This window comes from Stenotrophomonas maltophilia group sp. SKK55 (assembly GCF_057179845.1).
In genome coordinates, this window is sequence record NZ_JBXUHP010000059.1 from 645379 (window position 1) to 658287 (window position 12909).

Annotated in this window: 11 protein-coding genes; all 11 read left to right on the forward strand. The window is 66.6% G+C overall.

What is annotated here, in order from left to right; translation table 11 throughout:
- Window positions 1–5: 5 nt before the first annotated feature.
- Window positions 6–1886: a flagellar hook-associated protein FlgK gene (gene flgK, locus AC2A1N_RS21105; RefSeq protein WP_061478701.1), complete on the forward strand. Its 1881-nt coding sequence runs from the start codon at window positions 6–8 to the stop codon at window positions 1884–1886.
- Entirely contained in the window at window positions 1883–3085 is a 1203-nt protein-coding gene (flgL, locus tag AC2A1N_RS21110; RefSeq protein ID WP_053496687.1) for a flagellar hook-associated protein FlgL, read from the forward strand. The genes flgK and flgL overlap by 4 nt, the downstream gene beginning before the upstream one ends.
- 399 nt (window positions 3086–3484) lie before the next feature.
- A complete protein-coding gene (locus AC2A1N_RS21115; protein WP_061478704.1) occupies window positions 3485–4702 on the forward strand; it encodes a flagellin in 1218 nt (405 codons plus the stop codon).
- Between the two features lie 72 nt (window positions 4703–4774).
- On the forward strand, window positions 4775–5965 hold the full coding sequence (locus AC2A1N_RS21120; RefSeq protein WP_061478705.1) for a flagellin: 1191 nt from the start codon (window positions 4775–4777) through the stop codon (window positions 5963–5965).
- 86 nt (window positions 5966–6051) lie between these two features.
- On the forward strand, window positions 6052–7221 hold the full coding sequence (locus AC2A1N_RS21125) for a flagellin (RefSeq protein ID WP_061478706.1): 1170 nt from the start codon (window positions 6052–6054) through the stop codon (window positions 7219–7221).
- A 441-nt stretch (window positions 7222–7662) separates the two neighbouring features.
- Window positions 7663–9078, forward strand: coding sequence for a flagellar filament capping protein FliD (gene fliD, locus AC2A1N_RS21130; protein WP_061478707.1), 1416 nt, complete (start codon window positions 7663–7665; stop codon window positions 9076–9078).
- A gap of 128 nt (window positions 9079–9206) precedes the next feature.
- Window positions 9207–9623, forward strand: a complete 417-nt coding sequence (fliS, locus tag AC2A1N_RS21135; RefSeq protein ID WP_005416447.1) for a flagellar export chaperone FliS — start codon at window positions 9207–9209, stop codon at window positions 9621–9623.
- Complete coding sequence (locus tag AC2A1N_RS21140; RefSeq protein ID WP_005416446.1) at window positions 9620–9913, forward strand: hypothetical protein; 294 nt, start codon at window positions 9620–9622, stop codon at window positions 9911–9913. Before fliS ends, AC2A1N_RS21140 begins: the two co-directional genes overlap by 4 nt.
- Complete coding sequence (locus AC2A1N_RS21145) at window positions 9910–10488, forward strand: PilZ domain-containing protein (protein ID WP_061478708.1); 579 nt, start codon at window positions 9910–9912, stop codon at window positions 10486–10488. Before AC2A1N_RS21140 ends, AC2A1N_RS21145 begins: the two co-directional genes overlap by 4 nt.
- Before the next feature lie 92 nt (window positions 10489–10580).
- Complete coding sequence (locus AC2A1N_RS21150; protein ID WP_005413261.1) at window positions 10581–11213, forward strand: response regulator; 633 nt, start codon at window positions 10581–10583, stop codon at window positions 11211–11213.
- A 284-nt stretch (window positions 11214–11497) separates the two neighbouring features.
- Window positions 11498–12907 (forward strand): RNA polymerase factor sigma-54, encoded by a 1410-nt coding sequence (rpoN, locus tag AC2A1N_RS21155; protein ID WP_154350734.1) that lies wholly within the window; start codon window positions 11498–11500, stop codon window positions 12905–12907.
- Window positions 12908–12909 lie beyond the last annotated feature (2 nt).

Here is a 12909-nt window from a genome sequence, read left to right on the forward strand (position 1 = left end):
ACACCATGTCCAGCGTACTTTCCACCGGTACCGGTGCCCTGCTCGCCTTCCAGCGAGCGTTGGCGACCACCAGCCACAACGTGGCCAACCTCAATACACCCGGCTACAGCCGGCAGAAGGTCAACTTCGCCACCGCCGATCCACAGAACTATGGCTACGGCACGGTCGGCAACGGCACCCGCATCACTGACATCCGTCGCACGGCCGACCAGCTGGCGATCTCGCGCCTGCTCGACAGCAGCGGTGAGCTGGCGCGCCTGAAGCAGCTTTCGGGCATGGCCGACCGGGTCAACGCGCTGTTCTCCGATGCTGCCACCAACGTGGCCGGCGTCTGGTCGAACTTCTTCGACTCGGTCAGTGGCCTGTCGTCCAACGCGGCCGGCACCGCCGACCGCCAGAACATGCTCGACGGTGGCAAGGCGCTGGCCAACCGCTTCGTGCAGCTCAACACGCACCTGAACAATCTCAACAGCGAGGTCAACAACGGCCTGCTGGCCGGTGCGACCGAGGTCAACCGCCTTGCGCAGGAGATCGCGCAGATCAACGGTGCCATCGGAACCAACATCGCCTCGGCTGCACCGGACCTGCTCGACCGCCGCGATCAGCTGATCACCCAGCTGATCGGCTACACCGGTGGCACCGCGGTGATCCAGGACGGCGGCATCATGAATGTCTACACTGCCGGCGGCAACGCGCTGGTGGTGGGCACCACGGCGACCAAGGTCACCACCGTGGCCGATCCGTACCAGCCAGAGCGCCTGCAGTTGGCACTGGAGACCCAGGGCAACACCATCCGTCTCGACCCGAAAGCGGTCGGTGGCCAGATCGGGGGCCTGCTGGAATTCCGCGACACCGTGCTGACGCCTGCGCAGGCCGAACTGGGCAAGCTGGCGGTGGGTCTGGCCGAGAGCTTCAACCAGGTCCACCACCAGGGTGTGGATCTGTATGGCCAGATGGGCGGGGACTTCTTCACCATCGGCAGCCCGCGCGTGACCGGCAACAACAGCAATACCGGAACCGCCAGCCTCAGCGCCACCTATGGCGACCTGGGCAAACTGGACGCGCAGAACGTGGTGCTGCAGTTCGATGGCACCACCTGGAAGGCCAGCCGCGCCGACACCGGCGCCAGCATTCCCCTGACCGGTACCGGCACCGCCGCCGATCCGCTGGTGATCAACGGCGTGAACCTGGTCGTCGGCGGCACCCCGGCAGCCAATGACCGCTTCCTGCTGCAGCCCACCGCTGGCGTGGCCGGCAGCCTGGAGATGGCCATCACCGATCCGTCGCGCATTGCCGCGGCCGCCGCAGTCAAGGGCGCAGCCGCCACCGCCAACACCGGTACCGGCAAGCTGAGCGGCGTCACCGTCACCGATTCGGCCAACGCGAACCTGCGCAATCCGTCGGCGATCGTGTTCACCTCGGCGACCACCTACACCATCGACGGTGGCCCGCCTCAGACCTATACGCCTGGGCAGACCATCAGTGCCAACGGCTGGAGCTTCGTACTGGACGGTGCGCCGAAGGTGGGCGATACCTTCAACATCACCCCGACCCCGGCCGGTTCGTCGGACAACAGCAACGCCTCCAGGTTGGCCAAGGTGGAAAGCACGAAGGCCTTCAACGCCGGAACAGTGACACTGAACGGTGCACTGGGTGGCCTGACCACCCAGGTCGGCGCCGCCGCCCGCTCGGCCGAGTACTCGCTCGATGCGCAGCTGGTGATCAATGACAAGGCACAGGAAGCCCGCGACGAGGTCTCCGGCGTGAACCTGGACGAAGAGGCCGCCGACATGCTGCGCCTGCAGCAGGCCTACCAGGCCGCCTCGCAGCTGATCTCCACCGCCGACAGCATGTTCCAGACCATCCTGGGAGCCGTCCGCCGATGAGCAGCCGCATCTCCACCAGCATGATGTTCAACCAGTCGGTGTCGCTGATGATGGCCAAGCAGGCCAAGCTCAGCCACCTGGAGCAGCAGATCGCTACTGGCAGCAAGATCGTCAGCGCCAAGGACGATCCGGTTGCCGCCGGCACTGCAGTCGGCCTTGACCGCAGCCTGGCCGCACTGGACCGCATGAAGCTCAACGCCGGCAATGTGCAGAACCGCCTGGGCGTGCAGGAAAACACCCTGGCGCAGGTCAACGACCTGATGGCGCGCGTCAACGATCTGACCATCCAGGCCAGCAATCCGGCGCTGAGCGCGGCGGACAAGAAGACGCTGATCACCGAAGTCAACCAGATCCGCGATGGCCTGCTGTCGCTGGCCAACGCCGACGATGGTACCGGCCGCTATGTGTTCGGTGGCACCAACGACGGTGACCCGCCGTTTGCCAAGATCAACGGCAAGGTCGTCTATCGCGGCGACCAGACCCAGCGCCAGGTTGAAGTCGGCCCCGATACCTATGTGCGCGACGCCCTGCCCGGCAGCGAGATCTTCATGCGCATCCCTACCGGCGACGGCTTCGTTGACGGCAGCGCCGCGGCCGGCAACACCGGCAACGGCGTGCTGACCAACATCACCCGCGACGGCAGCGACAGCTGGAACGGCCAGGGCTTCAGCGTGCGCTTCACCACCGGCACCCAGTACGAGGTGGTGGATGGTGCGGGCAACGTGACCGGCACCGGCACCTACAAGGCTGGCGACGACCTGGAAGTGAACGGTGTACGCCTGCGCATCACCGGCGCACCCGCAGCGGGCGACAGCTTCAGCGTACAGGCCGCCAGCAGCCGCGACATCTTCGCCACCATGGACAACCTGGTCGCCGCGCTGGGTGCCGACACCGGTACCACCGCGCAGATGACTGCGCAGCAGAATCAGCTGCAGAGCGCACTGCGCGACGTGGCGCGCGCCTCGGAGCGGATGATCGATTCGCGCGCTGCGGGAGGCGCGCAGCTGAAGGCGCTGGACAACGCGGCGGAGATGCGCGAGGCCAATGGCGTGACCCTGAAAACCACGCTGTCGCAGATGCGCGACCTGGATTACGCCGATGCGCTGAGCCAGTACCAGCTGCAGAGCACCGCACTGCAGGCGGCGCAGACGATCTTCTCGCAGATGCAGTCGATGTCGCTGTTCAACAAGCTGCGCTGACACCTCTCCTGCGTCACCCCTGATAGGCCGCGATGCCCTGCATCGCGGCCTTTTTCGTTTGCGCGCCTGCCCGCCACCACGCGGCCCTCTGGCCATCTCCGGCCGATTCTCCGTGATTGCCCATCAAGCCGGGTCGCACCCCGCCGATACCTTCATCAGCGCTGGTCAGGCCCTACCCGACCGCCCCTCCCGGGGTCGCTTCCATCCTGGCAACAGGGCTGAAAACCTCGGGAAAACAGCTTCAGGCAACGAATTCTGGCTTCAGCGGAATTCACGGCTAAAGGTTGTTGACAAAGCGCCGTTATTCATTTGGCAACGGCGAAGCACACAGCCACACAAAAAAACAGGCGGCGCTTCGTTTCATTCACCAACGGGTTCCATATAAGAGGAGACGACCCCATGGCACAGGTAATCAACACCAATACGATGTCGCTCAACGCTCAGCGCAACCTGAGCACCAGCGGCAGCTCGCTCGCCACCACCATCCAGCGCCTCTCGTCCGGCCTGCGCATCAACAGCGCGAAGGACGACGCGGCCGGCCTGGCCATCAGCGAGCGCTTCACCACCCAGATCCGTGGTCTGGACGTGGCCATCCGCAACGCCAACGACGGCATCTCGCTGGCCCAGGTCGCCGAAGGTTCGCTGAACGAAGTCGGCAACAACCTGCAGCGCATCCGCGAACTGGGCGTGCAGGCCTCCAACGCCACCAACTCGGCCAGCGACCGCAAGGCCCTGCAGGCTGAAGTGACCCAGCTGGTCTCGGAAATCGATCGTGTGGCCAAGCAGGCCGACTTCAACGGCACCAAGCTGCTGGACGGCAGCTTCACCAGCCAGCTGTTCCAGGTGGGCGCCAACGCCGGCCAGGCCATCGCCATCAACAGCGTGGTCAACGCCAAGGCCGATTCGCTGGGGGCTGCCACCTTCGCCAACGGCTACACCGGCACTGCGCTGGCGGTGGACAAGGCCACGGCCGACACCACCTACTCCGGCCTGCAGGTCTCGGTCACCCCGCCGGGCGGCACCGCCACCACGGTCACCATCAGCGACTTCACCGTGAAGGCCGGCGAGTCGATCACCTCGGCCACCGCTGCGGCGATCAACAACAAGCTGGGTGAAACCGGCGTGGTGGCCTCGGTCAATGCCGGCGTCATCAGCCTGGCTTCGGTTAAGGATGGCCAGACCTTCGCCCTGGGCGTCAGCGCAGCAACCCCGCCGGCCGGCGTCACCGCCGCGACCATCGCCGGCCTGGGCCTGACCGAGACCAGCACCGACGGCGGCACCCTGACCGGTGCAGCGGCCAGCTTCGTCAAGGACCTGAACGTCACCACCGCCGAAGGCGCACAGAAGGCGATGTCGATCGTCGACAAGGCCCTGGAATCGGTCAACAGCGTCCGCGCCGACCTCGGCGCGATCCAGAACCGCTTCACCTCGGTGGTCGCCAACCTGCAGACCTCCTCGGAGAACCTGTCCGCATCGCGCAGCCGCATCCGCGATACCGACTTCGCCAAGGAAACCGCCGAACTGACCCGCACCCAGATCCTGCAGCAGGCCGGTACGGCCATGCTGGCCCAGGCCAACCAGGTACCGCAGAACGTGCTCAGCCTGTTGCAGCGCTGACATGAGCCGCCCCCGGGGCACGTCGGGGGCGTCTGACCCAACTCACGTGCAACCGCTCAAGGACCTCTCCTCATGGCACAAGTCATCAACACCAATACGATGTCGTTGAATGCTCAGCGTAACCTGAGCACCAGCGGCAGCTCGCTGGCTACCACCATCCAGCGCCTGTCCTCCGGTTCGCGCATCAACAGCGCCAAGGACGACGCCGCCGGCCTGGCGATCTCCGAGCGCTTCGGCACGCAGATCCGCGGTACCGACGTCGCCATCCGCAATGCCAACGACGGCATCTCGCTGGCCCAGGTCGCCGAAGGTTCGCTGACCGAAATCGGCAACAACCTGCAGCGCGTCCGCGAGCTGTCGGTGCAGGCCGCCAACGCCACCAACTCGGCCAGCGACCGCAAGGCGCTGCAGGCCGAAGTGACCCAGCTGGTCTCGGAAATCGACCGCGTCGCCAAGCAGTCGGACTTCAACGGCACCAAGCTGCTGGACGGTTCGTTCTCCAGCCAGCTGTTCCAGGTCGGCGCCAACGCCGGCCAGGCCATCGCCATCGACAAGACCATCGATGCCAAGGCCAACGCCCTGGGCGGCGCCAAGTTCGACACCAACTCGCTGGCCCTGGCCGACCCGGGCACCAACGCCGACCTCAAGGTCACTGGCCTGCAGATCAATGGCGTCACCATCGCCGACGTCGATGTCAAGCAGGGTGCCGACGCCGCTGCCACCGGCAAGGCCTCCCGCGAGGCGCTGGTGACTGCCATCAACGCCAAGATCGGTGAGACCGGTGTCTACGCCGAAGTGAACGGCACCGCTGGCGTCACCCTGACCTCGGTCAAGGACAGCGTCAACGCCGATGGCTCGTTCAAGGCCATCACCGCTTCGGTGGGCACCTGGACCGGCGCTACCGCACCGACCTTCACCGCCACGCTGGCGACCGCCGCACCGGCGTCAAAGTTCGCCAGCGACCTGGACGTCAGCACGGTCAAGGGCGCACAGCAGGCGATGGAAGTGGTCGACAAGGCCCTGAGTGCGATCAACAGCACTCGTGCCGACCTGGGCGCCGTGCAGAACCGCTTCACCTCGGTGGTGGCCAACCTGCAGACCTCGTCGGAGAACCTGTCGGCTTCGCGTAGCCGCATCAAGGACACCGACTTCGCCAAGGAAACCGCAGAGCTGACCCGCACCCAGATCCTGCAGCAGGCCGGTACGGCCATGCTGGCCCAGGCCAACCAGGTGCCGCAGGGCGTGCTCAGCCTGCTGCGCTGATCCGCTCCCTGATCGACCGCCGGGCGCTGCATGACGCCGCGCCCGGATCCTGAAACACGTTCCACCTTCGCCAAAGGAAATGCACCATGGCACAAGTCATCAACACCAATACGATGTCCCTGAATGCTCAGCGCAACCTGAGCACCAGCGGCAGCTCGCTGGCCACCACCATCCAGCGCCTGTCCTCCGGTTCGCGCATCAACAGCGCCAAGGACGACGCCGCCGGCCTGGCGATCTCCGAGCGCTTCGGCACGCAGATCCGCGGTACCGACGTCGCCATCCGCAACGCCAACGACGGCATCTCGCTGGCCCAGGTCGCCGAAGGTTCGCTGACCGAAATCGGCAATAACCTGCAGCGCGTCCGTGAGCTGTCGGTGCAGGCCGCCAACGCCACCAATTCGGCCAGCGACCGCAAGGCGCTGCAGGCCGAAGTGACCCAGCTGGTCTCGGAAATCGACCGCGTCGCCAAGCAGTCGGACTTCAACGGCACCAAGCTGCTGGACGGCTCGTTCTCCAGCCAGCTGTTCCAGGTCGGCGCCAACGCCGGCCAGGCCATCGCCATCGACAAGACCATCGACGCCAAGGCCAACGCCCTCGGTGGCGCCCAGTTCGCCACGGCCACTGCTGCCGTCACCGGTGCCGACAACGTTGATACCGCTGTTGCCGCGTTCACCATCACCGACAGCAAGGGCACCGTCGTCAACTTCGACGCGATGACCGTGAAGAGCGTCGGCGATGCGGCCGCCAACACCGCGGCAGCCGGCAAGGCCGTCGCAACCGCGATCAATGCCAAGATCGGCGAGACCGGCGTCTATGCCGAAGCCGACGCGGCCGGCGCGCTCACCCTGACCTCGGTCAAGGACAGCGTCAACAATGCCGGTGCTTTCACGGCCTTCAGCAGCACCATCGCTGGGTTCACCGCAGGTGCCGCGCCGACCGCCAAGTTCGCCGACAAGATCGACGTGTCCACCGTGAAGGGTGCACAGCAGGCGATGGAAGTGGTCGACAAGGCCCTGGGTGCGATCAACAGCACCCGCGCCGACCTCGGTGCGATCCAGAACCGCTTCACCTCGGTCGTGGCCAACCTGCAGACCTCGTCGGAAAACCTGTCGGCTTCGCGCAGCCGCATCAAGGACACCGACTTTGCCAAGGAAACCGCAGAGCTGACCCGCACCCAGATCCTGCAGCAGGCCGGTACGGCCATGCTGGCCCAGGCCAACCAGGTGCCGCAGGGCGTGCTCAGCCTGCTGCGCTGATCCACGGCAAGAAGGCGCCGCTACCGTCGGGTCGAACCGACGGTAGCGGCAACCGCGAAGCCACGATGCACGAAGGCGCGGGCCATGCCCGGCCCGGGATCAGTCCCGAACCGGCTTGGCATCGCCCGCTCCTGCGGACCTCTCTTTCAGCGCTGTACCTTTGACTGTACGTACCGGGCGGCTTCGTCTCCCCCCGATTGTCAGTAGCCTGATCCCTCCCCTGCATTGGGGGAGGGCTTTTTGCAGACTCCCGGCAGCCCGCGGTGAACCCACCCGCACCCTGCCCCAGCTCTCCTGCAACCCGCGTGCCAGAACCTGCGCCAGGCGAGTGGCACGGCACGTGCATCAACGAAGTCCTCAAGACCCAGCGGCGCAGGCCGCTATTTTCGTTGACGACGGGCCAGCGCACGACGGCCGGGCCCGGATACCAGGAGAAACGACGTGGCAGACTTTGGATACGGTGGCATTGGCTCGGGACTGGATATTTCCAGCATCGTCAACCAGCTGGTCGCAGCTGACCGCAAGCCCGCCGACAATGCGCTGAACCTGCAGCAGTCCAAGGCCAAGATGCAGCTGTCGTCGATCGGCACCATCACTTCGGCCTTCGACAAGCTGAAGACGGCGCTGACCGCACTGAAGGCCACCACCGCGTTCGACACGCGCACGGTGACCGCCAGCAAAGGCGGCGACAAGGGCACCGACGAGATCCTGACGGCGTCGGTCGCGCTGTATGACGTTGGCACCACCAAGGCTGCGGCCTCCAACGGCACGCACGTGGTCAATGTCACCTCGCTGGCCACCGCGCACAAACTGATCGCCGATACTTCGGTACCCAAGACCGACACGTTTGCTGCCGGAACCTTGACGCTGACCGTTGGCGTGGGCGACAAGGCCAAGACCATGAACGTGGAGGTGGAGGACGGCGACACGCTGACCACCATCCGCAACAAGATCGATGCGGCCGGCCGCAAGGAAGGCGTGCAGGCCACCCTGATCAGCTCCGGCGACAACCAGTACCTGTCGATCGCCCAGGAGAAGACCGGTGCCGCCAACGCGATCAAGCTCGAGTACGCAGGCAGCGACGCCAAGCTGGGGGGGCTGGTCAACAGCCTGAAGCAGAACACCGCCGCCGCCGATGCCGAGCTGACCATCGATGGCGTGAAGGTCGTCAGCGCCAGCAATACCGTGGCCGATGCGGTTCCGGGGCTGACCCTGAACCTGAAGATGCCGGGCACCAGCACGGTGACCATCAGCACCGACACTGCGGCGGCCACCAAGGTGATGCAGGAGTTCGTAACGGCCTACAACGCCGCACTGGCGGCGATCAACACCGAAACCAAGTACGACGCCAAGACCAAGGAAGCCTCCACGCTGACCGGCGATGCGCAGATGCGCGGCGCCACCAGCCAGCTGCGCTCGGTGATGTCGAGCGTGCTCAAGGACCTGGCCGGTGACAAGCTCGATGCCAAGGCGATCGGTCTGGATACCCGCGGCTACCCCAATGCCGACGGCACGCTGATCCTGGACACCACCAAGTTCGCCGCCGCACTGGCCAGCCAGCCGGAGAAGATGCGCCAGGCGATCACCGGTGATTCCGGCGGTGCCGGCAAGCTGTACACGCTGGTTGACGGCTATGTCAGCACCACGGTCGGCAAGGAAGGCGCGTTCGTCGCGCGCACCAAAGGCCTGAACACCACGCTGGACAACATCGACAAGCGCCGCAAGGATCTCGACACGCGGATGAAGAGCGTGGAAGAGCGCTACAAGAAGCAGTTCATCGCGCTGGACAGCCTGATGGGCAAGTTGCAGCAGAGCAACACGGCGCTGCAGCAGCAGCTGGCACAGTTGAACCGCTGACGATGCGTGCGTGGCACTCAAGTTTGCCGCGCAATGCACCGATAACGGACGCAACAGCAATCATCGCCGCGCCGCCGGCACCGATCCCCACGATCACCCGACGGCACCCCGCGCAAGGAGAATCACGAATGTACGGTTCCAGCCGTCAATATGCCGAGCAATACCGCCAGGTGGGAGTGACCAGTGCGGTCGCCGATGCCGATCCGCACAAACTGGTGGCGATGCTGCTGGCCGGCGCGCTGGAGCGCGTGCGTCGCGCCCTGGCCAGCCTCGAGCGCGGCGACCAGGCCGGCAAGGGCAAGGCGATCGGCGAAGTCTGCGCGATCGTCGGCCATCTCAACGGCTCACTGGACCATGAGGCCGGCGGTGAGATCGCCGGCAACCTGTCGGCCCTGTACGATTACGTGCTGCAGCGCCTCACCGAAGCCAACCTGCACAACGACCGCGCCGCGCTGGATGAATCGCTGCAGCTGCTGGGCGAGATCGACAGCGCCTGGAACGCGATCCCGCACGAACAGCGCCGGCCGGCCGCGGTGGCGCCATGAGCCTGCCCGAACTGCACGCGCAGCTGGATGCCTTCGAGAAGGCACTGGGCGATGATGCCCTGGACCAGGCCGACAGCCTGCTCGACGGGCACGACAGCACCCTGCATGCCCTGCTCAGCCAGCCGCTGACCGCTGCGGACCACGCGCCGCTGAGCGCCCTGTTCGAGCGCCAGCAGAGCCTTCTCGGCCTGCTGCGCCAGCGCCGCGATGCAGCGGCCGCACTGATGAATGACGGCCAGCGCTCTCTTCGCGCCGCCCATGCCTACCTGCAGGCAGAATCGCTGGCATGACCCAGCTGCCGACCACGTCGCTGCACCATCCTGCGGAAAGCGAGCTGTTCGACGAAACGCTCAGCTGCGAGCTGGCCCTGCCGGCCGAGTTCCAGGCGGGCAGCGCGGCCGGACGCACCAGCGGTGCCGAAGGCCTGCTGCGCAGCCTGGCATTGGTCGAGGACAGCCGTGTTGACGAGCACGACGAACGCAACGAGGCCACCCTGCAGCTGCAACGCCTTGAAGCCAAGCTGGACCTGGCGATGGTGCTGCTCGGCCGCCTGGTGCGCCAGCAGGGCCTGGAACTGCCCCTGCGCCCGGTGCGCTGGTCGCGCCGTGGCATCCGCCTGCAGCTGGGCCCGCGCAGCGGTGCCAGCCCCGGCCAGGCCGGCGTGGTGCGCCTGCAGCCCAGCGACTGGCTGCCCGACCACATCGACCTGCCGGTGGAAGTGATCGCCGAGGCAGCCGACGGCGGCGGCGGCCACTTCCTGTGGCTGCGCTTCCAGCGCCTGGGCGACGGCCTGGAAATGGCCATGGAGCGGCACCTGTTCCGACTGCACCGCCGGCAGGTGGCCGAGGCACGTCGGGCGCGCTGAAAGCTGCCACCATCACGCTTGGCGGGCAAGCCTTGGCGCGCCCGTTCAGCTAAGTTAAGGTGGACTCCCCTACACGGATCTGTTGCGTGCCTGTGCGAGTTCTCATCGTCGACGATCACACCCTCGTCCGCGCCGGCCTGGCGCGGCTGCTGCAGGGGTTTGCCGACGTGCAGCTCGTCGCCGAGGCCAGCAACGCCGAACAGGCACTGCAGCTGGCCCTGCAGCATGCGCCGGATGTGGTGCTGATGGATCTCTCGTTGCCGGGCCGCACCGGCCTGGAAGCGCTCAGCGACATCCGCCTGCGCGCCCCCGGCACCCGGGTGGTGATGATGACCATGCACGACGATGCCGCGCATGTGCGCGATGCCCTGGATCGTGGCGCGGTCGGGTTCGTGGTGAAGGATGCAGCACCGCAGGAGCTGGAACTGGCGCTGCGCGCCGCGCATGCCGGCCAGGTGTTCCTGAGTCCCCAGATCTCGGCCAAGATGCTGGCCCCCATGCTGGGCCGCGAGAAGCCTACCGGCATTGCCGCGCTGTCGCCGCGCCAGCGCGAGATCCTGCGCCGCATCGGCAAGGGCGAAAGCAACAAGGAAATCGCCGCCGACCTCGGCATCAGCGTGAAGACGGTGGAAACCCACCGCGCACGCATGATGGAGTCATTGGGCTGCCGCCGCGCCAATGACCTGTTGCTGCTGGCCGCGCGCCACCAGCACGAGCTGGAGTAAGCGCCAGTAGCGGGCAAGGCCCTGCACTGACGACGAATTCCCGTCGCCCCGACATTCCCTGACAGGAATCCGTACACCGGCCGCCGCGAACCCCGCCGCTTCGGCACGACGAATCAATGACTTGGCGGCCGGCTTCGTCAATATCCCGAGCCAATGTAGGGATAATCCCTACATCCTGTCGGGACAACCACGAACCCCCTCAGGAACCCCCCGATTCCGCCCACGCCGGATCAAAAGCAAGATGCGTTCCACAAGGCGCCGGGGAGCGGCGCCGGGGAACCACGATGAAGGCTGCACTCTCGACCCAGCTGGGCCAACAACTTCACCTCACCCCTCAGCTGCTGCAGTCGATCCGGCTGCTGCAGCTCGATGGCCTGCACCTGGAACAGGAAATCCAGCGCCTGCTGGACTCCAACCCGCTGCTGGAGATCGAAGAGGCCGAAGCGCCTGCCGCTGATGCCACCGAGGCCGCCGCCACCACGCTGGACACCGCTGCGTTCGACGAGTTACCGGAGTCTTCGATGTGGGACGTGGCCGGCGCCAGCTGGCAGGACGGCGACGACGATCGCATGGCGCGCATTGCCGCCGGTGAGTCGACCGACCCGCAGCTACGCGTGCTGCAGCGCCTGGCGCTGGACATGGACGACCGCGAACTGGCGGTGGCCGCGTTCTGGCTCGACCACTGCGATGAGGCCGGCTACCTGCAGGCGCCACTGGCGCAGCTGCAGCTGCTGGCCAGCGCCCAGTTCGACATCGCCGCCGACGGCGTCGAGGCCATCCGCCAGCAGCTGCTGCACGGTGAACCGGCTGGCATGGCTGCGCAGGACCTGCGCGAAGGCCTGCAGGCACAACTGCGCAGCCTGCACGGTGTGGTCCCCGCGCGTCACCTGGCCGCCCGCATCCTCGATGGCGCGCTCGAGGCACTGGCCGCGCACGACTACCCCGCCCTCGCCCGCCAGCACGACGCCGAGATCGACGACGTGCGCGAGGCGGTGCGCCTGATCCTCTCGCTGCAGCCCCGCCCCGGCGACAGCCTGCTGCCCGAACGCAACGCGGTGGTGGTGCCGGACGTCGTGGCCTGGCACGCCGATGGGCAATGGAAGGTGGCACTGAACCCGGCCACCAGCCGCCGCGTCTCGATCAACAGCCAATACGAACAGGCGCTGGCCGAAACCAGCGAAGCCGCGCCGGCACTGCGTGAGATGCTGCAGGAGGCGCGCTGGTTCAGCCGCGGCCTGTCGATGCGCTACGACACCCTGCTGCGCACCGCGCGGGTGATCGTCGAGCGCCAGGCCGCCTTCCTGGTGCGTGGCGAAGAGGCGATGGCCCCGCTGACCCTGAAGGAAGTGGCCGAGGAAATCGGCATGCACGAGTCCACCGTCTCACGCATCACCACCGGCAAGTTCCTGCAGACACCGCGCGGCACCTTCGAACTGAAGCACTTCTTCGCCGTGCGCCTGGAAGGCGCCAGCGTCTCCGGCCAGGCGGTGAAAGCCATGGTCCGCCGCCTGATCGACGCCGAACCCGCCGGCCGTCCGCTGGCCGACGAGGCCATTGCCGGCCTGCTGTCACGCCAGGGGGTGAACATTGCCCGCCGAACCGTCGCAAAATACCGAGAACAACTGGATATCGCCCCGGCCCGCGAACGGCGCCGGCTCAGCGCCAGGCAACCGCAGCTGGCCCGGGTGGGCTGAAA

What these genes read in the sequence shown, in the direction of transcription:
- AC2A1N_RS21115 (WP_061478704.1), top strand. Translation starts at nt 3,485, where the DNA reads ATGGCACAGGTAATCAACACCAATACGATGTCGCTCAACGCTCAGCGC.
- AC2A1N_RS21120 (WP_061478705.1), top strand. Translation starts at nt 4,775, where the DNA reads ATGGCACAAGTCATCAACACCAATACGATGTCGTTGAATGCTCAGCGT.
- rpoN (WP_154350734.1), top strand. Translation starts at nt 11,498, where the DNA reads ATGAAGGCTGCACTCTCGACCCAGCTGGGCCAACAACTTCACCTCACC.
- flgK (WP_061478701.1), top strand. Translation starts at nt 6, where the DNA reads ATGTCCAGCGTACTTTCCACCGGTACCGGTGCCCTGCTCGCCTTCCAG.
- AC2A1N_RS21140 (WP_005416446.1), top strand. Translation starts at nt 9,620, where the DNA reads ATGAGCCTGCCCGAACTGCACGCGCAGCTGGATGCCTTCGAGAAGGCA.
- flgL (WP_053496687.1), top strand. Translation starts at nt 1,883, where the DNA reads ATGAGCAGCCGCATCTCCACCAGCATGATGTTCAACCAGTCGGTGTCG.
- fliS (WP_005416447.1), top strand. Translation starts at nt 9,207, where the DNA reads ATGTACGGTTCCAGCCGTCAATATGCCGAGCAATACCGCCAGGTGGGA.
- AC2A1N_RS21145 (WP_061478708.1), top strand. Translation starts at nt 9,910, where the DNA reads ATGACCCAGCTGCCGACCACGTCGCTGCACCATCCTGCGGAAAGCGAG.
- AC2A1N_RS21125 (WP_061478706.1), top strand. Translation starts at nt 6,052, where the DNA reads ATGGCACAAGTCATCAACACCAATACGATGTCCCTGAATGCTCAGCGC.